This window comes from Mesorhizobium sp. dw_380 (assembly GCF_018588885.1).
Lineage (GTDB): Bacteria > Pseudomonadota > Alphaproteobacteria > Rhizobiales > Rhizobiaceae > Mesorhizobium.
In genome coordinates this window covers 19,798-40,792 of record NZ_JAFFIW010000049.1, presented here as the reverse complement: position 1 = coordinate 40,792, position 20,995 = coordinate 19,798, and the positions used below count along the sequence as shown (strand labels likewise).

At 63.6% G+C, this 20,995-nt stretch carries 24 protein-coding genes and 1 tRNA gene; 10 read left to right on the top strand and 15 right to left on the bottom strand.

From position 1 onward, the window contains the following. The 3 genes from exbB to JT360_RS29385 all read left to right on the top strand — a co-directional run. A partial coding sequence (gene exbB / locus JT360_RS29395) for a tonB-system energizer ExbB (protein WP_214476291.1) occupies positions 1-717 on the top strand: 717 nt, incomplete at its 5' end. Between the two features lie 13 nt (positions 718-730). Beyond that, complete coding sequence (gene exbD, locus JT360_RS29390; protein ID WP_214476289.1) at positions 731-1,198, top strand: TonB system transport protein ExbD; 468 nt, start codon at positions 731-733, stop codon at positions 1,196-1,198. Further along, positions 1,195-2,142: a TonB family protein gene (locus tag JT360_RS29385; RefSeq protein ID WP_214476287.1), complete on the top strand. Its 948-nt coding sequence runs from the start codon at positions 1,195-1,197 to the stop codon at positions 2,140-2,142. Before exbD ends, JT360_RS29385 begins: the two co-directional genes overlap by 4 nt. A 65-nt stretch (positions 2,143-2,207) precedes the next feature. On the opposite strand, the gene JT360_RS29380 is transcribed toward JT360_RS29385, so the two are convergent. The 6 genes from JT360_RS29380 to JT360_RS29355 all read right to left on the bottom strand — a co-directional run bounded on the left by JT360_RS29380 (position 2,208) and on the right by JT360_RS29355 (position 6,008). Further along, positions 2,208-2,525, bottom strand: coding sequence for a hypothetical protein (locus JT360_RS29380; protein ID WP_214476285.1), 318 nt, complete (start codon positions 2,523-2,525; stop codon positions 2,208-2,210). Positions 2,526-2,576: 51 nt separating this feature from the next. Continuing rightward, positions 2,577-2,825 (bottom strand): hypothetical protein, encoded by a 249-nt coding sequence (locus JT360_RS29375; RefSeq protein ID WP_214476283.1) that lies wholly within the window; start codon positions 2,823-2,825, stop codon positions 2,577-2,579. A gap of 67 nt (positions 2,826-2,892) precedes the next feature. Next, positions 2,893-3,951: a SagB/ThcOx family dehydrogenase gene (locus JT360_RS29370; protein WP_250889157.1), complete on the bottom strand. Its 1,059-nt coding sequence runs from the start codon at positions 3,949-3,951 to the stop codon at positions 2,893-2,895. A 409-nt stretch (positions 3,952-4,360) separates the two neighbouring features. Next, positions 4,361-5,110 (bottom strand): helix-turn-helix domain-containing protein, encoded by a 750-nt coding sequence (locus JT360_RS29365; protein WP_214476279.1) that lies wholly within the window; start codon positions 5,108-5,110, stop codon positions 4,361-4,363. A 314-nt stretch (positions 5,111-5,424) separates the two neighbouring features. Beyond that, a tRNA-Ala gene (locus JT360_RS29360) sits at positions 5,425-5,500 on the bottom strand. 88 nt (positions 5,501-5,588) lie between these two features. Then, positions 5,589-6,008 (bottom strand): hypothetical protein, encoded by a 420-nt coding sequence (locus JT360_RS29355; RefSeq protein ID WP_214476277.1) that lies wholly within the window; start codon positions 6,006-6,008, stop codon positions 5,589-5,591. A gap of 241 nt (positions 6,009-6,249) precedes the next feature. Here JT360_RS29355 and JT360_RS29350 point away from each other — a divergent pair, with 241 nt between their 5' ends. Beyond that, complete coding sequence (locus tag JT360_RS29350) at positions 6,250-6,540, top strand: YggT family protein (RefSeq protein ID WP_027047523.1); 291 nt, start codon at positions 6,250-6,252, stop codon at positions 6,538-6,540. 13 nt (positions 6,541-6,553) lie between these two features. After that, the gene (locus JT360_RS29345; protein WP_214476274.1) at positions 6,554-6,877 is read left to right on the top strand and encodes a DUF167 domain-containing protein; all 324 of its coding nucleotides are present in this window, start codon (positions 6,554-6,556) and stop codon (positions 6,875-6,877) included. A 3-nt stretch (positions 6,878-6,880) separates the two neighbouring features. On the opposite strand, the gene JT360_RS29340 is transcribed toward JT360_RS29345, so the two are convergent. From JT360_RS29340 to JT360_RS29330, 3 genes are read right to left on the bottom strand one after another with little or no spacing between them, the layout of a single operon-like run. Further along, on the bottom strand, positions 6,881-7,762 hold the full coding sequence (locus JT360_RS29340) for a MurR/RpiR family transcriptional regulator (protein ID WP_214476272.1): 882 nt from the start codon (positions 7,760-7,762) through the stop codon (positions 6,881-6,883). Positions 7,763-7,798: 36 nt separating this feature from the next. Next, entirely contained in the window at positions 7,799-8,869 is a 1,071-nt protein-coding gene (locus JT360_RS29335; protein WP_214476271.1) for an ABC transporter ATP-binding protein, read from the bottom strand. A gap of 2 nt (positions 8,870-8,871) precedes the next feature. Continuing rightward, positions 8,872-9,642 (bottom strand): SDR family NAD(P)-dependent oxidoreductase, encoded by a 771-nt coding sequence (locus JT360_RS29330; protein ID WP_214476269.1) that lies wholly within the window; start codon positions 9,640-9,642, stop codon positions 8,872-8,874. A 181-nt stretch (positions 9,643-9,823) separates the two neighbouring features. On the opposite strand from JT360_RS29330, the gene JT360_RS29325 reads away from it, so the two are divergent. The 4 genes from JT360_RS29325 (at position 9,824) to JT360_RS29310 (ending at position 14,776) form a co-directional block, all read left to right on the top strand. Then, positions 9,824-11,056 (top strand): ABC transporter substrate-binding protein, encoded by a 1,233-nt coding sequence (locus tag JT360_RS29325; RefSeq protein ID WP_214476267.1) that lies wholly within the window; start codon positions 9,824-9,826, stop codon positions 11,054-11,056. A 487-nt stretch (positions 11,057-11,543) separates the two neighbouring features. Beyond that, positions 11,544-12,413: a carbohydrate ABC transporter permease gene (locus JT360_RS29320; RefSeq protein ID WP_214476265.1), complete on the top strand. Its 870-nt coding sequence runs from the start codon at positions 11,544-11,546 to the stop codon at positions 12,411-12,413. Positions 12,414-12,439: 26 nt separating this feature from the next. Beyond that, entirely contained in the window at positions 12,440-13,264 is an 825-nt protein-coding gene (locus JT360_RS29315) for a carbohydrate ABC transporter permease (RefSeq protein WP_214476297.1), read from the top strand. A gap of 24 nt (positions 13,265-13,288) precedes the next feature. Next, positions 13,289-14,776, top strand: a complete 1,488-nt coding sequence (locus JT360_RS29310) for a M81 family metallopeptidase (protein WP_214476264.1) — start codon at positions 13,289-13,291, stop codon at positions 14,774-14,776. Between the two features lie 147 nt (positions 14,777-14,923). On the opposite strand, the gene JT360_RS29305 is transcribed toward JT360_RS29310, so the two are convergent. From JT360_RS29305 to JT360_RS29280, 6 genes are all read right to left on the bottom strand, one after another. Continuing rightward, positions 14,924-16,978: a M3 family metallopeptidase gene (locus JT360_RS29305; RefSeq protein WP_214476262.1), complete on the bottom strand. Its 2,055-nt coding sequence runs from the start codon at positions 16,976-16,978 to the stop codon at positions 14,924-14,926. 85 nt (positions 16,979-17,063) lie between these two features. Then, positions 17,064-17,495 (bottom strand): nuclear transport factor 2 family protein, encoded by a 432-nt coding sequence (locus JT360_RS29300; RefSeq protein WP_214476260.1) that lies wholly within the window; start codon positions 17,493-17,495, stop codon positions 17,064-17,066. Next, positions 17,492-18,136: a carbonic anhydrase gene (locus tag JT360_RS29295; RefSeq protein ID WP_214476258.1), complete on the bottom strand. Its 645-nt coding sequence runs from the start codon at positions 18,134-18,136 to the stop codon at positions 17,492-17,494. Before JT360_RS29295 ends, JT360_RS29300 begins: the two co-directional genes overlap by 4 nt. Positions 18,137-18,282: 146 nt before the next feature. Continuing rightward, positions 18,283-19,050, bottom strand: coding sequence for a DUF429 domain-containing protein (locus tag JT360_RS29290; RefSeq protein WP_214476256.1), 768 nt, complete (start codon positions 19,048-19,050; stop codon positions 18,283-18,285). After that, a complete protein-coding gene (gene pdxY / locus JT360_RS29285) occupies positions 19,047-19,931 on the bottom strand; it encodes a pyridoxal kinase PdxY (RefSeq protein ID WP_214476254.1) in 885 nt (294 codons plus the stop codon). The genes JT360_RS29290 and pdxY overlap by 4 nt, the downstream gene beginning before the upstream one ends. A gap of 12 nt (positions 19,932-19,943) precedes the next feature. After that, the gene (locus JT360_RS29280) at positions 19,944-20,195 is read right to left on the bottom strand and encodes a hypothetical protein (protein WP_214476252.1); all 252 of its coding nucleotides are present in this window, start codon (positions 20,193-20,195) and stop codon (positions 19,944-19,946) included. 161 nt (positions 20,196-20,356) lie between these two features. Here JT360_RS29280 and JT360_RS29275 point away from each other — a divergent pair, with 161 nt between their 5' ends. Then, positions 20,357-20,995, top strand: a complete 639-nt coding sequence (locus JT360_RS29275) for a LemA family protein (RefSeq protein WP_214476250.1) — start codon at positions 20,357-20,359, stop codon at positions 20,993-20,995.

The window sequence follows — 20,995 nt, the reverse complement described above, 5'->3', positions numbered from 1 at the left end:
ATGCAGCTGAACCTGCCGCATGACCTGTCGCCATGGGGCATGTTCATGGCCGCCGACATCATTGTGAAGGCGGTGATGATCGGACTGGCCTTCGCCTCGCTCGTCACCTGGACGATATGGCTGGCCAAATCGCTGGAGATTTTTGGCGGCAAGCTGCGCATCCGCCGTGCCGTCCGGGCGATCGGCGACGCCGCGACGCTGAAGCAGGCGAGCCGCGCGCTGGACCGCAGCGGCGGCCCCGGCGCGCTTCTGGTGCGGGCGGCGGAAGAAGAGACGGCTCTCTCGGCCGGCGCGCTCGACCATGCCGGCGGCGATGGGCTGAAGGAAAGGGTCACCTCGCGCCTGTCGCGCATCGAGGCGGCGGCGTCACGGCGCATGTCGCGCGGCACCGGCGTGCTGGCGACGATCGGTTCCACCGCGCCTTTCGTTGGTCTGTTCGGCACCGTCTGGGGCATCATGAATGCCTTTATCGGCATATCGCAGGCGCAGACCACCAATCTGGCCGTGGTAGCACCTGGTATAGCCGAAGCGCTGCTGGCCACCGCGATGGGCCTAGTCGCGGCAATTCCAGCGGTGGTGATCTACAACGTCTTTGCCCGCTCGATAGCCGGCTATAGGCAGATCCTCGCCGATGCCTCGGCGGGCGTCGAACGGCTGGTCAGCCGCGACCTGGATTTCCGCGCGATTGCGCCGGCGACGGCGATGGCTGCGGAATAGCGGGAGCGACGCCATGGCAAGCAGGATCCGACAGACCATGGATGACGATCTCGAAGAGAGCCACGAGATCAACGTCACCCCCTTCATCGATGTCATCCTGGTGCTCCTGATCATCTTCATGGTCGCGGCACCGCTGGCGACGGTGGACGTCAATGTCGACCTGCCGGGCTCGACGGCAACCCCGGCGCCGCGGCCGGAGACGCCGCTGTTCCTGACATTGAAGGATGATCTCACGCTGGCGATCGGCAACGACACCGTGCCGCGACCGCTCTTCGCGGCCACGCTGGACAGCAGGACAAAAGGCGACAAGCAGACGCGCATCTTCCTGCGCGCCGACAAGGCGGTCGCTTATGGTGACCTGATGGAGGCCATGAACCTGCTGCGCGGAGCCGGCTATCTGAAGATCGCGCTGGTCGGCCTGGAGACCGCGCCGGCGGCCGATGCCCCGGCAGCCGGTCCGGCCGGAACGGCGGCGCCATGACACCGCCTGCCGCCTCGCCCGCGATGCAGCTGTCGCGTTTCGGCTGGCGCGATCTCGGCCTGTGGGCGGGTGCGGCGGCGCTGGTGCTTGGCGCTCATGTCGCGGTCGCCTATGCGGTGCAGAGTATCAGTCCGATCGAGACGGATGGCGGGCCGCCGCCGGCCACGGTGATCGAAATGGCGCCAATGGTGGTCACGCCGGCAGTGCCCGAACAGGCCGCGATGCTGGATGCGGCGATGCCGGACCAGACCGAACCTGTCGAGGAGACCGAAAGGGTCACCGAGGCCGAGCCCGAGAAAATGGTCGAGCAGGCGCGGCCGGCCGAGCAGGTGGAAACGGTGCCTCCCGACGAGATCGAGCCGACCGAGACAACCGAGGCCGAACCGGTCGATCAGCCGCCGCCCAACGCGGTCATTCCCGACGCCATCGAAGCTATCACGCCAGAGATCGTCGTTCCGCTGCCGCAGCCAAAGCCGGTCGAGGAGCCCAAGGAGAAGAAACCGGTCCAGGCCAAGGCGAAAAAGCCGGTCGAAAAGCCCAAGCCAGGACCAAGGAAGGAAAAGGCCGAGCCGGCAAGGGCCGTTGCCACGGCAAGCGCGGAGACAAAACCCGCGGCCCGGGCGGCCGCGCCGAAATCGGCGGCCGGAGTCTCCGGTATCAGCCCGGCCAAGTGGGAGTCCCGGCTGACGGCGTGGATCAATCGGCACAAGCGTTATCCGAGTGCCGCGAAATCCAGGCGCTCGCAGGGCAATACGAATGTGGCCTTCACGGTGGATGCTTCAGGCCAAGTGATCTCGGCGCGCGTGGTCCGTTCTTCTGGCGACCCTGAACTCGATCGTGCCGCGCTCGCGGTGCTGCAGGGCGCCACCGTGCCGGCGCCGCCGCCGGAACTCGGCTCGCGCGTCAGCCGCACGGCGCCATTCGTGTTCAGTTTGCGGGATTAGAGCAATTCCAGGAAGTGCGTAGCGCTTTCCCTTGGGAATTTGCGTCAAGACAATGGGATAGCGGTTCAATTCATCGACTGGCACAGCGCTTCGACCTGGTCCAGGTAGAAGCGGCATTTCGTGCGCAGGATCCTGAGGCTTGGGTCGTCGGCGCCGTTGATCTCGATGGTCTGCATCGTGAAGTCGAAATGAACATGAAAGGCGTCCGCCGCGCCCCAGAGGCTGTCGGCCTGCCAGGTGTCGGCCATCGCCATGGAAATCAGTTGCCGGGCCTCGACGCGCGCGGCATCCGGCGATGCCGGCCGGCTGGCGATCAGGGCGTGAAGGCGGCCGAAGACGCTTTCCCTGGCGGCGGCGCCGCTGATGGTCGCGATCATATTCATTAGCGGTCCCCTCAAATCTCTAAGCATGGACGTCCGTTTTGCGGGCCGCCGCTACGCTCTCCTTGGCTGATGGTTGTCCTTTGCATTTGGCTTGGGATGCATCGGGTTGCCACTGAGCTGCGCATGCCTTGCCGGCCTGGCGCCGCGCAGGACATCGAATGCTTCGGCATAGGCCATGCCCAGCAGATAAGAGATCATGGGAAAACGGCTTGCTTCGGCCATCTGCACCAGCTCGTTGCTCATTGTCGCGATATATTGAATACTATCGATCTCCGATTGACGTAAGGCGTGATTTGACACGTGCTGCTCCTGTCATTGGGTGGACCTCAGGGAACGCGTACTTGCTACGCTGGACATATTGAGGCGGCTAATTAATTGTCTGGCCCGCCGGATGCGAGTTCGGCAGCGGGGTCGAGAGGGTCAAGGCATAGATGGGTGCGTCGGTCAGGTGTTCGAGGCCGAGGAGACGCTTGATCGCCGAATGGCTGAGCGCCGCTGTAGGACAGGCCGACAGGCCATGCCTGGTCGCCGCCAGCATCATGTTCTGGCCGATATGGCCAGCCTCGATCAGCACCACGCGATAGGCATTGGCATCCTCATATTTCCACATGGTGCGGTCGAGCCTGGCGCAAAGCAGGATCAGGCAAGGCATGGCATCCGCCCATTCCTGCCCGCCGACCAGTTCGGAGATCTTCGGCAGATGGTTGGCCGAAATCCTGCCGAGATCGTGATCGGCGGCGGAATAGTGATAGACGCCGGGCTCCAGACCCTCGACGCCAAGCGCAACCACATAGGCCTCATAGGGGTTTCGCGCTCCACCCGAAGGCGTCATGCCCAGCGGCAGGGCGCCGACGCAGTTGCTGGTCTCGCCGGTAATGCCCATGCCGGCGAAGAGGCAGTCGGAGAGCTGCTGCATTGTGATGGTGGGCGCAGCCGCGGTGCGGTTGGTGCGGCGTCGCGCCATCAAGCCCAGAAGTTCATTGTCGTCGAGTGCGTTCGGCAGCCGAATGGCGCCTGTGGCATTCTTGAGCAGGAGGTCGGGCTGCGCGACGTGACCGGCGCGTTCGATCTGGCGTGCCTCCGCCTGTTCGATGGTCATGAACTCGCTGTCCTGGACGCAGAAATGCATCAGCGCGGTCGGGATGCCCCAGTTCCATTGCCCGGAGAACTTTGTCTCCTGTTCGGCCAGAGGCGAGCCGGCGGTGACCAGGGCGGAAAAATCAAGCAATTGCGGGATGACCGCATTCAGGTCGGATTTGGACCATCCGTGGGCGCGTGCGATCTCCGCCGCGGAGGCCCATTCGTCCCAGGATGCGAGCAGACCAATCACCTCGGGGCTGCAGTCGAAGACGCTTCTGGTCAGGAAATTGCAAGCCGTGACCTTGTTGGTCCCGGGATAGAAGACAAGCGTTTTTGAAGAGCGCATTTTCATGATGCTGAATGACGTTTTTTAATGTGAGGCGCCGACAGGCCGATAGCCCGTCGGCGCCGAACGACTTCAGCGCTTGTTGTAGTGCATGCCCTGCGAGAAGAAGACGGTCTGCGTGCCCGCGGCAACCGTCAGCTTCGGGGTATTGCTCACTTTCTTGGCCATTTTTGTCCCTTTCCCGACCCCAATGGGATCTGTTGAAAGATCCCCACAGCGGGATCCGCGAGAAGAAAGGTAAGGTCGAAAGAGTTAATGGTTTGTTAAAATTGTAGTAAAGCAGATATGATCTAAAATATCTTTCTTGGCGATAAAGTCTAAAAAAACGATTTTACTCAGATATGGAGTAGGCGATCGCTAGCATACGCTTTTTCGGGATAGTCTTGTTCTTATTTAGCGTAACATGCGGCTATCCCTGCCCTTCCCGGACAAGGCTGACGACCAACTGGTCGATGCCCGGATCGTCAAGCCTGACGACATGCGCCATGCGGATCGCATGCCGTGCCCGGATACCGGACATATCCTGACGCATGATGACGGATACGAATGCCGGTCCGGCCTCGGTCAGAAGCATGGCCTTGCCGATCAGAACCGGCTCGGAGATGGGGGCCCATTGCACGGAGATCAGTGACGGTTCGCCGGTCTGGCGACGGTTGACGCCGCTGAAATAAATCCAGTTCAGGCGTGAGATCGCCACGCCATAGTGGTTGCCGCGCGCTCGCGCCCATGTCGAGCCACGGCGCTCCGACCATCCGGTGACCCGCCGGAATGTGACCAGTTCGGCTTCGCGCCGCACGAAGGTCACCGACCGCATCAACAGGTCGGAACGGGCCGGGATCGAAAGGTAGGTGAAATAGGTGCCTCCCGCGATGGATGGGGCGGGTGGGCGGATCATCTGGTTGAACAGGCTTTCGGAAATCGGCGGCAGGCCGGGAGCCGCGGGCTCGGGGATACCGGGGTCCTGGTACAGTTCGGCTTCGTCGATGCGGAAATAGTCGCAGATCAGCTTGGCAGTGGCCTTGTTCGGAACCGTCTGGCCCTGCAGGTAACGTTCGAACTGCGTGCGGTTGATACCCAACTCACGGCATACCGCACTAACGGAGGCATGGTCCTTGCAGAGCCGTCTAAGATTTGCACCGAGGTTCTCGCGAATGGACACTTCTTTGCTTTCGCAGGCGGGTTCTTCATTTCGAATCCATATAGCGCCTTCGGTCGCCCCCGCCGAAACGCCTTGTCACAACACACAGAAAAAACTGATTTGAGAACGTCAGTCTAATGGGACCGCTTCCAAAAAAAATAGCGCCGATCCGGCGGCGGCCATCGCCATAAGTCCAATTGACAATTGTCTTGCCTCGGAAATCGCGCGAAATCGCGGATGGCTTTTTATCGGGGTATCGGCGCTGAAGGCCGCATCGCATGGGATGCGGCTTGCGCATTGGCGGCGCAGCAAAAGGGAAGAACCGATTATTCCGCTGGTGGAGCTGAGGAGGATCGAACTCCTGACCTCGTCATTGCGAACGACGCGCTCTCCCAGCTGAGCTACAGCCCCGTCCAGCGGATGGCGCATTTATCGGGCGTGGCGGATTTCTGTCAAGGCGGCGTTTTGCCGAAAAGCCGCCGGGCGTCAGGCCCGCCGGTCACTTCACGGAAAAATCGACCGTTTCCTTCACGGTGCCGTCGACGGCGATCTGAACCTGATAGGTGCCGACCGGCCAGCCCGCATCCGGCTTGGCTATCGAGGAATCGATGTGGTTGTCGATCATGCCGATTTCGAGATTGACTTCATCGATCTTGTAGTTCGCCGGCGCGACACCGCCGGAATCGACCGAAATCCAGCTCACGGTGAGCTTCGATCCAGAAGCCACCGCGTCCGTAAGGTCGGCGGAGAGGAAAATCTTCGCGGTATCCGGTGAAAATGTCGCCTGCGTCTGCTCCGCGTGCTCGGTGGCGGACAGCACGATGTTTTGGAATCCTTCCGCCTGGGCCGGCAAGGCGAATGCCCCAACCGCCACCAGGGCAACTGTTCCCAACCCTGCCATCATCGACCGAATGTGCATGAATTTTCCTTTGAATCAAACCGCAGCCTGCACCGACTCACGTCGCGTGCCCGCGGCCGCTTTGTAGAACTCGAGGACTGGGTTTGTCCATGAAGCCTCGGTGCCGTGACCGGACCATTTTTGACACGCCGGCATCGAGCCGAGCGGAAATGATCATTGTTCGGCACTGGCGCTTCACGCAAAGCCGCCCTTGCCCGTGTCGCATGCAATGGCTACATGTCGGCAACAATTGGAGACCGGCATGCTCGCCCTCATTCAAACCATCGTCATGGCGCTCGACCTCTACTGGTGGATCATCATCGCCTCGGCGATCTTTTCCTGGCTCTACGCCTTCAACGTCGTCAACTCGCGCAACCAGTTCGTCGGCAGCATCGGCAACATGCTCTACCGGCTGACCGAACCGGCGCTGCGGCCGATCCGCCGGTTCATGCCAGACCTTGGCGGCATCGATATCTCGCCGATCATCCTGCTTCTGATCCTGTTCTTCGTGAGGCAGTTCATTCTCACCACGGTGGCGCCGCTGGTGCTGTGAGCCTGACGATCGCATGAGCGCGCCGTTCCGCCTCCGCGAAAACGGCATCGAGCTGTTCGTCCGGCTGACGCCGAAATCTTCCGTGGACAGGCTCGAAGGCATCGAAACCTCCGCGGACGGGCGAAGTCATCTGAAGGCGCGGGTCCGCGCCGTACCAGAGAACGGCGCCGCCAATCAAGCCTTGGAAAGATTGGTCGCCAAGGCGATGGGAGTGCCTATTTCGGCTGTTTCGGTCGTAGCCGGCGGCACGGCGCGGCTCAAGACGCTGCGTGTAGCGGGCGAGCCCGAGTTGTTGGCGCAGCGCATCGAAGCCCTCACCGGGCAATCCTCCGGCTGAAGTTCAATCGCCCAGCGGCAGGCGCGGATCGTCGACCTTCAGCGTGTTCACGCTCTGCTTGATGCGGCGCAGGTTCTCCAGCACCTTCGGGCCGCGCGTCTCGGCAACCGACGTCACGAGCATGTCGACGATCGTCAGCAGTGCATAGCGCGACGATGTCGGCTTGTAGATGTTGCCGTCCTCGAGCGGCTGCAGATGGATGACCGTGTCGGCGGCCTTGGCCAGCGCGGAGTCAGGCGCGGTGACTGCGACCGTCGTGGCGCCATATTGCTGGGCGACCTGCACCGCCTCGATGACCGAGCGCGCATAGCCGGACACCGAAAAGGCGACCAGCGTGGTCTCAGGCGTCGCAACGGCGGCATACATGCGCTGCAATTGGCCGTCGATCTGCGCCAGCACCGGCAGGCCGAGCCTGAACAGACGGTTCTGCATCTCGGTCGCCATCATCGAGGAGATGCCGCCGGAGCCAATGCACAGCACATTGCCTGACGTCGCAAGCCGCTCGGCGACGGCGACCAGCGTCGTCATGTCGAGGTTCTCGCTGGCGCGCTGGATGGCCGAGATTGCGGCTTCGGTGATGGCCGAAGCGATGCGCTGCTCGCGGGCATCGCGGCTCAGCGGCTCGGGCGACAGATACTGGCCGCCAATGGCGATGGCCTGCGCCAGATAGAACTTGAAATCGCGCAGGCCCTCGCAGCCGAGATTGCGGCAGAAGCGGGTCACCGTCGGTTCGCTGACGCCGACGCGCGCGGCGATCTCGGAGATCGCGGCCTTGGAGGCGAAATCGAGATCGGACAGAACGAGGCCGGCCAGCCGGCGGTCCGACTTGGTGCCGTCCTGCGATATCAGCTGCAGCCGCGTGATGATGTCGGCCGGCGTCTTCATGCCCGTGTTTTCGTCTTCATATTGGCGCTTCCGTCGTCATCTCAGCGGCAGGCCCGTCGCCGTATCGAACAGGTGGATGTTGCCGGGATCGACCGAGACCGGCAGCAGATCGCCCGGCCTGACCGGCACCCGGTCGCGGAACACGGCGCGCACCGTATCGGCGCCAATGACGCCATAAACATGGGTCTCGGAGCCGGTCGGCTCGACGACATCCACCTTAAGCGCCATGGCGTCGGTCGCTTCACCGATGATGAAGTGCTCGGGCCGGATCCCGGCCTCCACCGCACTGCCCGCCGGCACCGGGTTGCCGGCAAGCGCAAGCCGTCCGCCGCCGGCCGACTCGAACCAGGTCCTCTCAGGCGTCGTCTTGAGAGCTCCGGAGATAAAGCTCATTGACGGGGAGCCGAGGAAGCCGGCGACGAACTTGTTGGCCGGCCTGTCATAAAGCTCCAGCGGCCCTCCGACCTGCTGGATCCGGCCGCGGTCCATCACGACGATGCGGTCGGCCATGGTCATGGCCTCGATCTGGTCGTGGGTGACGTAGACGATCGTCGATTTCAGCCTCTGGTGCAGCGCCTTGATCTCGGTGCGCATCTGCACGCGCAATTGCGCGTCGAGATTGGACAGCGGCTCGTCGAACAGGAACACCGATGGTTCGCGCACGATGGCACGACCCATGGCGACGCGCTGGCGCTGGCCGCCCGAGAGCTGGCGGGGGTAGCGATCGAGATAGGAGAACAGGTTGAGGACGCCGGACGCCTTCTTGACCTTCTGGTCGATCGTCGCACGGTTCTCGCCGCGGATCTTCGGGCCGAAGCCGATATTGTCCGAAGCCTTGAGGTGCGGGAACAGCGCATAGGACTGGAACACCATGGCGATGTTGCGCTGCTGCGGCGGCAGGTCGTTGGCGCGCGTGCCGCCGATCAGGAGATCGCCAGCGGTGATCGTCTCCAGGCCGGCCAGCATGCGCAGCAGGGTCGACTTGCCGCAGCCGGACGGGCCGACCAGCACGACGAACTCGCCGCTCTTGATGTCGAGGCTGATGTCCTCGAGGATTTTGTGCTGACCGAAGGACTTCGACAGGTTGCGAAACAGGACGTCGGTCATGGTCACGCTCCCAATATATCGTCGATGAAAGGCAGGCAGCCGGCGGTCAGTCCCGCATCCACGGGCATCACCACGCCTGTTACGCCCGATGCGCGGTCCGAGGCAAGGAAGGCCACCGCCTCGGCCACTTCCGAGGCATTGACGATGCGGCCAAGCGGATAGAGCCGCTGCAGCTTGCCCAGGATCTCCGGATCCTTGGCAAGGCGGTGGTCCCAGGCGGCGGTGCGGATCGATCCCGGACAGACGACATTGGCGCGTACGCCACTGCGGCCGAGCTCGACGGCGATCGATTTGGCATAGGCGTTGATGCCGGCCTTGGCGGCGGCATAGGCGGGATTGCCGAAATGCGCGATGGCGTTGACGGAAGAGATGAAGACGACGCTGCCTGACCCGCGCGCGGCCATCGCCTTGATGATTGGGTCGGCGAAGGTCATCACGCCGGTCAGGTTGAGGTCGAGCTCGTGCTCGATCTTATCCGCCGTCAGCGCACCGAGCGTCTCTGCACGCGTCCAGCCGGCATTGTTGATCAGGATGTCGGGCACACCGTCCCTGTCGAGCACGGCAGGGATGGCTTTCTCGATCGAAGCCCGGTCGAGAAGGTTGAAGACATGGCGCGAAGCAAGGTGGGGACTGGCCAGCGCCTCCTCGGATTGGTCGCAGCCGACGACGCGCGCGCCTCTTTTGGCCAGCAGCGTGACGATCGCGGAGCCAAGACCGCCGCCGGCGCCGGTGACGACGACAGTGCGGCCTTCGAATTCGGCTTTCGAAACCACGGCGCTTGCTCCTCCCGCAGGTCAGGCAGATGCCGGCAGGTTAAGGAACCGAATGTAATTTAGCAACATGATAATCCGCTTGCATGCCGCGAATTCATGGATAATGTAGGAAAGTCACATAAATCCTGCGCCAGATCAGGCACAGGGAGCGCAAATGCGCGGAACAAATGGGAGAGATCGGATGAGCCTTGCGAAATGGACTGTCGGCCTTATGGCCGGAATGAGCATGCTGGCCTTCGCGGCGCAGGCCAATGCGGGTGAAGTGCGGGTCACCGTCGCTGAATACAGCGCCAAGACCGGCCCCTATTTCGAGGAAGTGAAGAAGGAGTTCGAGGCGAAGAACCCGGGCATCACGGTCAAGTTCGAAGTCGTGCCGTGGGATGTGCTCTTGCAGAAGCTGACCACCGACATCACCGCCGGCACCAATGCAGATCTCTCGATCATCGGCACGCGCTGGCTGATCGACTTCGTCCAGCAGGACGTCGCCGAACCGCTCGACGGCTACATCACGCCCGAATTCAAGGGCCGCTTCATCGACACCTTCCTGTCGCCCTCGATCATGAACGGCAAGACCTACGGCCTGCCGATCGCCGCCTCGGCGCGCGCCATGTATTACAACAAGGAGCTGTTCGAGAAGGCCGGCATCGCCAAGCCGCCGGCAACCTGGACCGAGCTGCAGGACGATGCGCGCAAGATCAAGGCGCTGGGAACCGGCGCATTCGGGTTCGGCCTGCAGGGCAAGGAGATCGAGACCGACGTCTATTATTATTACGCGATGTGGTCGCAGGGCACCGAAATCCTCAACAAGGATGGCACGTCGGGCCTTGGCACGCCGGGCGCGCTCGCGGCCGCCAAGCTCTACAAGTCGATGATCGACGAGGGGCTGACCGAACCAGGCGTCACCTCCAACAGCCGCGAGGACGTGCAGAACCTGTTCAAGCAGGGCAAGATCGGCATGATGATCACCGCACCCTTCCTGTCCAACCAGATCAAGGAGGAGGCCGCGAGCCTGAAATATGGCGTCGCCGCCATTCCGGCTGGTCCGACCGGTGCGCGCGGCACCTATGGCGTCACCGATTCCATGATCATGTTCAAGAACTCCAAGAACAAGGATGAGGCCTGGAAGCTGATGGACTTCCTGTTCACCACCGAGCAGCGCGCCAAGTTCACCCAGGGCGAAGGCTTCCTGCCGGTGAACAAGGAAGAGGCCAAGATGGATTACTACGTCAACAACGCGGATCTCGCCGCCTTCACCGCGCTTTTGCCCGACGCCCGCTTCGCGCCGGTCATCCCGGGCTGGGAAGAGGTTGCCCAGATCACGTCGGACGCCATGCAGAAGATCTACCTCGGCGGCGACCCCGAGGCAGGACTGAAGGACGCGGCGGCGAAGGCCAATGCCGTGCTGAAGAAATAGGGCTGTGCTCAAGGAATAGGGCGTATCTCCCTGCGCCCGTGGCGCGTCCCACTCAGGCGGGGCGCGCCACATCTTGCAGACTTGAGCAGAAAGATAGTTCGTCGATGTCAGCGCCGCCCAGCCAGGCTCCTTTCCTCTCCCTCCGGAGGGGGAGAGGTGGCTCGGCGAAGCCGAGACGGAGTGGGGGAACCACTTGGCAGCCGCCGCGAACGGACATAGCAAGGGCACCGGGCGCAAGCATCGCCTCGCCTGCGCTCAAGGGTCGACCCCCACTCCGTCGAGCTTCGCTCGACACCTCTCCCCCGATCGACGGGGGAGAGGAAGGGCCCCTTCCGCAACTGCTGCGGAGGACGGACAGGCAGGTGAGGGCAGCGCCGACGGTTGCAAGGAATCCTGAAGCGGTGCCTGAGAAGAACGAGGCGAGATTAAGTCAATCTGTTAAGCCAGCGCAATCCAATCTCCACCCGCAAAACGGTACAGCCGGCCGATGCAAAATCGTTTCTTGCCCTATCTCCTGACCTTGCCCAGCCTGTTCCTGGCGGCGATCGTCATCTTCTGGCCGGTCTGGGACCTGGTCCAGATCTCGACGCATGACGTCAACCGCTTCGGCCAGTTGCGCGAGTTCAGCGGCGTTGCCAATTTCGCGGGACTTGCCGCCGATCCCGATTTCGTCGCGGCACTCTGGCGCACTGGCTTGTGGACCGTGCTCGTGGTCGGCGGCGCGCTGCTTCTGTCGGTGCCGGTGGCGATGATCCTCAACACCGATTTCTATGGCCGTGGCCTTGCCCGTGTCATCATCATGCTGCCCTGGGCGGTGTCGCTGACCATGACGGCGGTGGTCTGGCGCTGGGCGCTGAGCGGCGAAAGCGGCATGCTGAATTCGGCGCTGCTTGGCCTCGGCCTTATCGACCATAACATCCAGTGGCTGGCGCAGGCCGAGACCGCCTTCCCGATGCAGGTGCTGATCGGCATATTGGTGACGGTGCCGTTCACGACGACGATCTTCCTCGGCGGACTGTCGTCGATCCCGGACGATCTCTACGAAGCGGCGGCTCTCGAGGGCGCCACGCCGCTGCAGCAGTTCCGCGAGATCACCTTTCCGCTCTTGAAGCCGTTCATCAACATCGCCATCGTGCTCAACACCATCTACGTCTTCAACTCGTTCCCGATCATCTGGGTGATGACGCAGGGCGGGCCGGCGAACTCCACCGACATCCTGGTCACCCATCTCTACAAGCTTGCCTTCCGCATTGGCAAACTGGGCGAGGCCTCGGCGGTGTCGCTGGTGATGTTCGCCATATTGCTCGTCTTCACCATGATCTATGTGCGGTTGGCGATGCGGGAGCAGCGCGCATGACAAATAGGCTCATGACAGGCAAGCTCATGACGGGCAAGCTGAAGCGGACCATCATCGCCTGGCTGCTCTTGGCGCCTTTGATCGTGGTGACGATCTTTCCCTTCGCGGTGATGTTGCTGACCGCGGTCAAGCCACGGCAGGAGGTGCTGTCGCCGACATGGTGGCCGAGCGAGTTCCGCTGGTCGAATTTCTCAGACATGTGGGTGGCGACCGGCTTCGGCCAGGCGCTGGCCAATTCGCTCTATGTCTCGATCATCGCCACGGTCGGCGCCATCCTCATCTCTGTTCCCGCCGCCTATGCCATGTCGCGCTTTCGCTTTGCCGGCTATGGCGCGTTCCGCCAGTTCCTGCTGATCTCGCAGATGATCTCGCCGATCGTGCTGGTGCTCGGCCTGTTCCGGCTGATGGCCGCCTGGGGGCTGGTCGAATCGACGACGGCGCTCGGCTTCATCTACATGGCCTTCAACGTCGCCTTCACGGTGTGGATGCTGCAGAGCTATTTCGACACCATCCCGCGCGATCTCGAGGAAGCCGCCTGGATGGAAGGCGCCGGCCGCTGGCTGACCCTGCGCAAAGTGTTCCTGCCGCTCTGCCTGCCGGCGATCGCGGTGACCGCGATCTTCACCTTTATCAACGCCTGGAACGAGTTCGTCGTGGCGCTGACCATGCTGCGCAGCCAGGAGAGCTATACGCTACCGATCCAGGTATTTTCGCTGGTCGCCGGCCGCTACACGATCGAGTGGCATCACGTCATGGCCGCCACGCTGCTGGCGACACTGCCTGTCGCGATCCTGTTCATCTGGCTGCAGCGCTATCTCGTCCGCGGACTGGCGCTCGGGGCTGTTAAATAGCCGTTACACTCCCACGGAGCTTTCATGCGCATCTTCACCGCCTCGCTGGCGACGGAAACCAACACCTTCTCGCCGGTGCCGACCGACCGGGCATCGTTCGAGATGGCGTTCTATGCCGCGCCGGGCAAGCATCCGCAGACACCGACGTTGTGTTCCTCGCCCATCGTCGCCTTGCGCCGGCGCGCGGCAAAGGAAGGCCTGACCGTGATCGAAGGCACCGCGACCTGGGCCGAGCCCGGCGGCCTGGTGCAGCGGCAGACCTATGAAGCGCTGCGCGACGAGATTCTGGGCCAGCTTAAAGCGGCACTGCCGGTCGACGCGGTCATCCTCGGCCTGCATGGCGCCATGGTGGCGCAAGGTTATGACGATTGCGAGGGCGATCTGCTCGAGCGCGTGCGGGCCATCGTCGGGCCTGACGTGGTGATCGCCTCCGAGTTCGATCCGCACAGCCATCTGACGCCCAGGCGCGTGGCGGCGTCAGATATCATGGCCTATTTCCTCGAGTTCCCGCACACCGATTTCTACGAACGCGGCGAGCACGTCGTCGAGCTTGGGTTGGCGGCGGCGCGCGGCGAGATCAAACCGGTCATCTCGACCTTCGACTGCCGCATGATCCAGGTATTGCCGACCAGCCGCGAGCCGATGCGCTCCTTCGTCGATCGCATCAAGGCGCTGCATGGCAAGGACGGCGTGCTGTCGGTCTCGGTCATCCATGGCTTCATGGCCGCCGATGTGCCGGAGATGGGCACGCGCATCCTTGTTGTCACCGACAACGACAAGGCCAAGGGCGATGCGCTGGCGGAACGGCTGGGGAGGGAGCTTTACACGCTGCGCGAAAAGACGGCGATGACGATGCTGAGCGCCGCCGACGGCATCGATCGCGCCTTGGCCGTTCGCACCGAAAATCCGGGCAAGCCCGTGGTCATCGCCGACATCTGGGACAATCCCGGCGGCGGCGTTCCCGGCGACGGCACCTTCGTGCTGCGCCAGATGCTGGCGCGTGGTCTGGACAATGTTGGCGTGGCGACGATCTGGGATCCGATCGCGGTAACCTTCTGCCTGGCAGCCGGCGAGGGCGCGATCATCGACCTGCGTTTCGGCGGCAAGGCCGGCCCGCAGGCCGGCGAGCCGATCGACGCGCGCGTCAAGGTGCTGAAGGCTGTTCCAGAGGGGTGGCAGAGTTTCGGGCCGAGCCGGGTGACGCTCGGGCCGACCGCGCTGGTCCGCATCGAAGGCACCGACGTCGACATCATCCTCAACACCAACCGCACCCAGACCTTCGAGCCGGACATTTTTTCCAACATCGGCGTCGATCCGCTGGGCAAGGACATGCTGCTGATCAAATCGACCAACCATTTCTATGCCGGCTTCGAGCCGATCGCCGCCGAGATCATCTACGTCTCGGCGCCGAGTTCGTATCCCAGCAATCCGGCGGTGACCGACTACAGGAAGCTGACGCGGCCGGTGTGGCCAAGGGTGGCGGATCCGTGGAAGGATAATCTCCCCCTTTGAGGGGGAGATGTCGCCGAAGGCGACAGAGGGGGTCGTCTCGCGTGAAGCGCCAACCTACATCTGCAGCAACAGGCCGAGTCCGGTCGGACCGACCCCCTCTGGCCGCTTCGCGGCCATCTCCCCCTCGAGGGGGGAGATTATCCGGTGCTACACCAGCCCGCGCTTGACCATCATCGCATCTGGCGACGGCATCTTGCCGCGGAATGCCGTGTAGAGCTCTTCGGGGTCCTTCGAGCCGCCGGCGGCGTAAATGTTCTTTCTCAGCCGCTCGGCCAGCGCCGGGTTGAAGGGATCGCCGGTTTCCTCGAAGGCGGCGAAGGCATCGGCGTCGAGCACTTCCGACCACATGTAGGAATAGTAGCCGGCCGAATAGCCGTCGCCCGAGAACACGTGGCCGAAATGTGGGGTGCGGTGGCGCATCGCGATGGTATCGGGCATGTCGAGCTTTTCCAACGTTTCGATCTCGAAACGAAGCGGCTGTTCCGGGGCGTCGGGCCGTGCGTGATAGGCCATGTCGATCAGCGCCGAGGCGGTGAACTCGACCGTGGCGAAGCCGGCGCCGAAAGTGCGTGTGGCCAGCATCTTGTCGAGCAGCGCCGTGGGCATCGGCTTGCCGGTCTTGACGTGCAGCGCGTGCTTTTCCAGCACCGCCGGCACCGTCAGCCAATGCTCGTAGAGCTGCGAGGGCAATTCGACGAAATCGCGGCTGACCGAGGTGCCGGAAACCGACGGCCAAGTGGCCTCCGTCAACATGCCGTGCAGCGCATGGCCGAACTCATGGAACAGCGTTTTCGCCTCGTCGACCGACAGCAGCGCCGGCTCGCCTGCCGGCGGCTTGGCGAAGTTCATGATGTTGTAAATGACGGGTTTCGAGCCTTCGCCGAGCCTGTAGCCGGATTTCAGCGCACTCATCCATGCACCGGAACGCTTCGAGGGCCGCGCGAAATAATCGGCGAGGAACAAAGCGCGCTCGCTGCCGTCGGCATTCTTCACCACGAAGACGCGCGCGTCCGGGTGCCAGGCGGCAATGCCTTTTTTCTCCTCGAAGGTGATGCCGAACAGTCTTGTCGCCACGTCGAAGCAGGCGTCGATGATGCGGTCGAGCTGCAGGTAGGGCTTTAATTCCGCCTCGTCGAAAGCGAACTTTTCGGCGCGCAGCTTCTCCTGGTAGAAACGCCAGTCCCAGGCGGCGAATTTCTCGTTGCTGCCGGCCTCCGCCGCCAGCCGCTCCAGCTCCTTCTGGTCGGCGGCGGCCTTCTCCAGCGCCTTTTCCCAGACCGGGTCGAGCAGCGTGTGCACCGCCTCCGGCGTCTTGGCCATGGTGTCGTCGAGTTTCAGCGCGGCGAAGGAGGCATAGCCGAGCAGCTTCGCCTTTTCGGCGCGCAGCTTCAGCATGTCGCGCACCACGGACGTATTGTCGGTGGCGCCGCCATTCTGGCCGCGCATGGTGAAGGCGCGGAAGGCGATCTCGCGCAGGTCGCGGCGTTCCGAGAAGGTCGTGAACGGCTCGTAGATCGAGCGCGACAGGGTGACGGCGTAGCGGCCTTTCTGGCCACGCATCTCAGCTGCCTCGGCCATCGAGCTCTTCACGAAGTCCGGCAGGCCGGCAAGGTCGGCCTCATCGAGGAACAGCGCCCAGTCGCGCTCGTCGGCGAGCACGTTCTGGCCGAAAGTCGTGCCGAGCGACGACAGCTCCTCATTGATTGTCGCCAGCCGCTTCTTGCCCTCGGCGTCGAGCTTGGCGCCGGAGCGGACGAAGCCTTTCCAGGTCTTCTCCAGCACCCGCAGGGTCTCGGCGTCGAGGCCCAGGCTCTCGCGGCGCTGGTAGAGATCATCGATGCGGGCAAACAGCTTCTCATTCATCGAGATCGCCGAGAAATGCCTGGACATCTTCGGCGAAATGTCGCGCTCCAGCGCCTGGATGGTCTCGTTGGTGTAAGCGCCGGCGCGGCACCAGAAGATCGATGAGACGTGATCGAGCGCCTCGCCGCCGAGTTCCAGCGCGGCAAGCGTGTTCTCGATGGTCGGTGCATCCTTGTTGCCGGCGATCGCGTCGATCTCCGCCTCATGCGCCGTCAGTGCCGCGTCGAAAACCGGGGAAAAATCGCCGTCGCCGATACGGGCAAAATCGGGCAGGCCGAGCGGCCCTTGCCATGCGGCCAGCGGATGGGCGGCGAGGTCGACGGTTTTCGTGGAGGGCATGGAGGGTCTTTCGCTGGCGTCAAGAAGGAGGGTGTCACCGATGTAGGGTGCGGCGCATGGGCTCGCAATATGGCAGTTGGCCGCCTCAGTAGCCCTCGCAGTTTTCGGCGATTGCCGCCTGCGAGCTGGCGGTGATGCGGTTGTTGGCCACCGCGAAAGTTTCCTGCACCAGCATGTCGTTGTCGGGGAAGTCGTAGCAGGCGATCACAGTGGTGACGCCGCCTTCGCTCTTCTCGATCCGGTGGCGGATCGCGGCACCCGCAACCGCCCCCCATTCGTCGAGCGAGGCGATGAACTCCTGCTTGCCTTGAGTGATGCCGAGGTCATCGAGCTTGATGCGGACGTCGTCGGCAAGCAGGTCGGCGAGTTCCGTGCGATCGGCGACCAGCAGTGCCGAATACCAGCGGCTGATGATGGCGCCGTCATCGGCGCGGGCGACAACGATTGCCGTCAGCAGCGCGGCCGCCGTGAAAACGGCCGACCGGACGTTCGCCCGCTGGCGCGCCTTCCCGTTCATTCCAGCACCGGCCGCTCGAAATCGCCGGTCTCCTTGTTCATCACCCAGAGCTCGCCAGTCGAAATATCGAACCAGGCGCCGTGCAGCGACAGCCGCCCCTTGCCTTCGAGGATCGAGACGCAGGGAAAGGTCCTGAGATTGGCGATGGAATAGCGGACCGAGATGCGCTCCAGTGCCGTCTGGCGTTCCGTCGCGGTCATGAAGGTGCTGGAGGAGACGGTCTCGGCGGCCGGTGCGATCAGGCTCATCCACTTGCCGATGAAGTCGCCGGGAGACAGCGGGGCGAAATTGGTGTCCAGCGCGGCACGAATGCCGCCGCAGCGGCCGTGACCCATGACGACGATGTTCTTGACCTTCAGGCTCTGCACCGCGAATTCGAGCGCGGCCGAGGTCGAATGGAACTCGCCATCCGGCTCGTAAGGCGGCACGAGGTTGCCGACATTGCGCAGCACGAAAAGTTCACCGGGCCCGGCGTCGAAGATCGCTTCGGGGGCAGCGCGGGAGTCGCAACAGGCAACGATCATGGTTTCCGGAGCCTGCCCGTCTCGGGCGAGTTCGCGATAGCGGCCGCTCTCGGTGAGGTAGCGTCCGTTCATGAAATTGCGGTAGCCGGCGAGGAGGTGATCAGGAAGATGAGGCATGGGCGGCTAAGGCCTTTCCGGGTTGGAGGCGGCAGCTCGTTGCGGTCGAGAAAAGGCTCTAACGGTAAAAGCGCGTCGCGAGCAATGCAGAATTGTGGGGGCTGGCTGGAAATGCCATGCGTTGGGCGCGACGCTGGCCAATGTTGTCACGCCCAGATGGCGACCGGTATGCCAAAACCGTCAACCAGTGGCGGGTCCGGAAACGGCCTGGCCTTGCCGCCGGCGATGCGGTCGGCGACCAGCATCATTGCCGCGGCATCGAGGAAATCGTCGGCGGCCGCGCCACGCGGTGTCGGCTGGTCAAGGAAGCCCATCTCATAGCCGTGGCGGCAAAGCAGTGCCTTGCGCTCCGCCATGCCGGCCGGATTGATGCCGCCCTTGATCTTTTTCGGCAACAGCATGGCCTGATCGCCATTCAGGCGGCAGAAGGCGACTTCCGGATGCGATTCGAAGACGCGGCCGCGCAAATCGGGGCGTGCGATCAGCAACGTGTCGATCTCGCGGATTTTCGAAAAGATGCCAAAGGCCTGAATCGATACGCCGCGCGGTGGGTCGGACGTGGTCCTGGCCACCTCGCTTGCTCTGCGATGCGCGGCGTACCAGGCTTCGACAGTGGTGAAGTCCTGCGTATCGGCATAGAGCGTGGCGCGAGACGGGATCGAAAAGACGCTGGATTGGCGTGCTCCGAGCAGCGGCCGCACCAGCGCCTCCGGTCCGCGCCCGCCTTTGCTGGAGAACTCCGGCAGGCCGATCGGCATGTCGACGGCGACAATCGCGCCGTCGGGAATTGCCGCAAGCAGCGCGGCGAAGCTGACGAAGACATTGATCGAAGGCGCCGCGCCCGGATCGCGCCGCACGGCGATCCAGCCGGCCTTGCAGCCGTCGACGCCGACCAGCGCGACCTTCGAGGTCACGCGCGGCGATCCCGCCCCGGATGGGTGAGGTGGCGCAGCTGCACCATGGCCATCGGGTGAGACAGGCTCTGCGCGTCGGTTTCGAGCTGCAGCTCGTCGCCGCCGCGCTTGGCGGTGCGCGCCAGGATCTCGTAGACCGCCGCCGTGGTCGATTGCAGCGCCTTGATCGCCGGTTGGCCGGAGAGGATGCGCGCGAGATAGACGGCCGCCGTCAGATCGCCCAGGCCGTTCGGCGGCTTGTCGATCAGGCGGTGCTCGGCGAGCAGCGCCTGGGTGCCGTCAAGTAGGAGATTGCCGGTGCCGCCAATCATCATCGATGGCGCCGAGGTGACCAGCATGGTCGACGGTCCGGCATGGAGTGCGGCCGAGATCACCGATTTGAGGTCCGGCAGCGGGGCGCCGGCCATCCATTCCAGCTCGTAGCGGTTAGGGGTTGCGATGTCGGCGATCGGCATCAGCCGGTCGCGCATGGCGGCGGCGGTGGGCTCGGGCACATAGAGGCCGCCTGAATCGCCCATCACCGGATCGCAGATATAGACGGCGCCAGGCGTCCTGGCCTTGACGGCGGCGACCAGCGAGGCGACCGCCTCGGCCTGGCCGGCCTCGCCGAGATAGCCCGACAGCACGGCGCCGACCTCGCCCAGCCACGGCGCGCGCTCGAGATCGGCCATCAGCGCCTTGAACTGGTCGAGCGGCGGCACGATGCGTGTCGCCCGCCCATGGCCGGGATGCCAGGGCAGGATGACGGTCGGCACCGCCCAGACCGGAAAGCCCAGTGTCTCCAGCGCAAAGACGGCGGCGCGGTTGCCGACCGAACCGCGAGCGACATGGCTGGAAATGACGATGACCGCGCGCGGCGCGTCGGGTTTTTCGGCGCTCATTGTTTTTGATTCCTAGCTGCCCCGGGTGAGGAAAAGCACGAGCCAGACCATCAGGCCCAGCGCCACGAGCAGGCCGAGTATCCTGCCAATGCGGGTGCCCCAGACCTCGATCGGGTCCGCGCGGTCGGCGTCGGCCGCGGCGACGTGGTCGCGCACGCCTTTTGCGGTCCGTGCCACCAGCGAGGTGCCGGCCGGATCCGTCTCCTGCGCGACGCGCTCAAGGATACGGCGCGATTCGCCGTCGCTGTCCTGATGTCCGGCCATGATGGTGTCCTGCTTCTGCCGACCTTATCGCGTTCGCCCCGCCAATTACAGGGGTTTGCGGCCGATGGTAACGCGCCGATAACCGTTCCCGCCGAGGCCGTTTTCTTGCGCGCCGATTGTGGTAATGCTTCGCATGCAAACTTCTACCGAGGGACTCCATCATGCTTGCCCAGCGCCTTGCTCGACCATCGACATTCCGCACGCTGCCCGCCTTCCTGATGATGGCTTTCGTGCTGCCGCTGCTTGCCGGCTGCGGCTACAACACGATTCCGACGGCGGAGGAGAATGCCAGGGCAGCCTGGAGCGAGGTGCTGAACCAGTATCAGCGCCGCGCCGACCTCATCCCCAACCTCGTCCAGACAGTCAAAGGCTACGCCGCACATGAGAAGGACACGCTCGATGCGGTGGTCGAGGCACGGGCCAAGGCGACGCAGATCACGGTGACGCCCGATACGCTGAAGGATCCCGAAGCGCTCAAGAAATTCCAGGATGCCCAGGCGGGGCTGACGAGCGCGCTGTCGCGGCTAATCGCGGTGTCGGAAGCCTATCCGGATCTCAAGGCCAATCAGAACTTCCTGGCGCTGCAGGCACAGCTTGAAGGCACCGAGAACCGCATCGCGGTGGCGCGGCGCGATTACATCCAGGCGGTCAAGGACTACAATCTGACACTGAGGACCTTCCCCTCGGTGCTGTGGGCGAGCTTGTGGTTCCGCTCCAACCAGCCCTTCGCGAACTTCACCATCGAAGAGGACAAGCTGCAGGTGCCGAAGGTGGATTTCGGCACGAAGCAGGGCGGGTGA

What these genes read in the sequence shown, in the direction of transcription:
- exbD (WP_214476289.1), top strand. Translation starts at nt 731, where the DNA reads ATGGCAAGCAGGATCCGACAGACCATGGATGACGATCTCGAAGAGAGC.
- JT360_RS29385 (WP_214476287.1), top strand. Translation starts at nt 1,195, where the DNA reads ATGACACCGCCTGCCGCCTCGCCCGCGATGCAGCTGTCGCGTTTCGGC.
- JT360_RS29380 (WP_214476285.1), bottom strand. Translation starts at nt 2,525, where the DNA reads ATGAATATGATCGCGACCATCAGCGGCGCCGCCGCCAGGGAAAGCGTC.
- JT360_RS29370 (WP_250889157.1), bottom strand. Translation starts at nt 3,951, where the DNA reads ATGCGCTCTTCAAAAACGCTTGTCTTCTATCCCGGGACCAACAAGGTC.
- JT360_RS29355 (WP_214476277.1), bottom strand. Translation starts at nt 6,008, where the DNA reads ATGCACATTCGGTCGATGATGGCAGGGTTGGGAACAGTTGCCCTGGTG.
- JT360_RS29350 (WP_027047523.1), top strand. Translation starts at nt 6,250, where the DNA reads ATGCTCGCCCTCATTCAAACCATCGTCATGGCGCTCGACCTCTACTGG.
- JT360_RS29345 (WP_214476274.1), top strand. Translation starts at nt 6,554, where the DNA reads ATGAGCGCGCCGTTCCGCCTCCGCGAAAACGGCATCGAGCTGTTCGTC.
- JT360_RS29340 (WP_214476272.1), bottom strand. Translation starts at nt 7,762, where the DNA reads ATGAAGACGCCGGCCGACATCATCACGCGGCTGCAGCTGATATCGCAG.
- JT360_RS29335 (WP_214476271.1), bottom strand. Translation starts at nt 8,869, where the DNA reads ATGACCGACGTCCTGTTTCGCAACCTGTCGAAGTCCTTCGGTCAGCAC.
- JT360_RS29325 (WP_214476267.1), top strand. Translation starts at nt 9,824, where the DNA reads ATGAGCCTTGCGAAATGGACTGTCGGCCTTATGGCCGGAATGAGCATG.
- JT360_RS29320 (WP_214476265.1), top strand. Translation starts at nt 11,544, where the DNA reads ATGCAAAATCGTTTCTTGCCCTATCTCCTGACCTTGCCCAGCCTGTTC.
- JT360_RS29315 (WP_214476297.1), top strand. Translation starts at nt 12,440, where the DNA reads ATGACGGGCAAGCTGAAGCGGACCATCATCGCCTGGCTGCTCTTGGCG.
- JT360_RS29310 (WP_214476264.1), top strand. Translation starts at nt 13,289, where the DNA reads ATGCGCATCTTCACCGCCTCGCTGGCGACGGAAACCAACACCTTCTCG.
- JT360_RS29305 (WP_214476262.1), bottom strand. Translation starts at nt 16,978, where the DNA reads ATGCCCTCCACGAAAACCGTCGACCTCGCCGCCCATCCGCTGGCCGCA.
- JT360_RS29300 (WP_214476260.1), bottom strand. Translation starts at nt 17,495, where the DNA reads ATGAACGGGAAGGCGCGCCAGCGGGCGAACGTCCGGTCGGCCGTTTTC.
- JT360_RS29295 (WP_214476258.1), bottom strand. Translation starts at nt 18,136, where the DNA reads ATGCCTCATCTTCCTGATCACCTCCTCGCCGGCTACCGCAATTTCATG.
- pdxY (WP_214476254.1), bottom strand. Translation starts at nt 19,931, where the DNA reads ATGAGCGCCGAAAAACCCGACGCGCCGCGCGCGGTCATCGTCATTTCC.
- JT360_RS29280 (WP_214476252.1), bottom strand. Translation starts at nt 20,195, where the DNA reads ATGGCCGGACATCAGGACAGCGACGGCGAATCGCGCCGTATCCTTGAG.
- JT360_RS29275 (WP_214476250.1), top strand. Translation starts at nt 20,357, where the DNA reads ATGCTTGCCCAGCGCCTTGCTCGACCATCGACATTCCGCACGCTGCCC.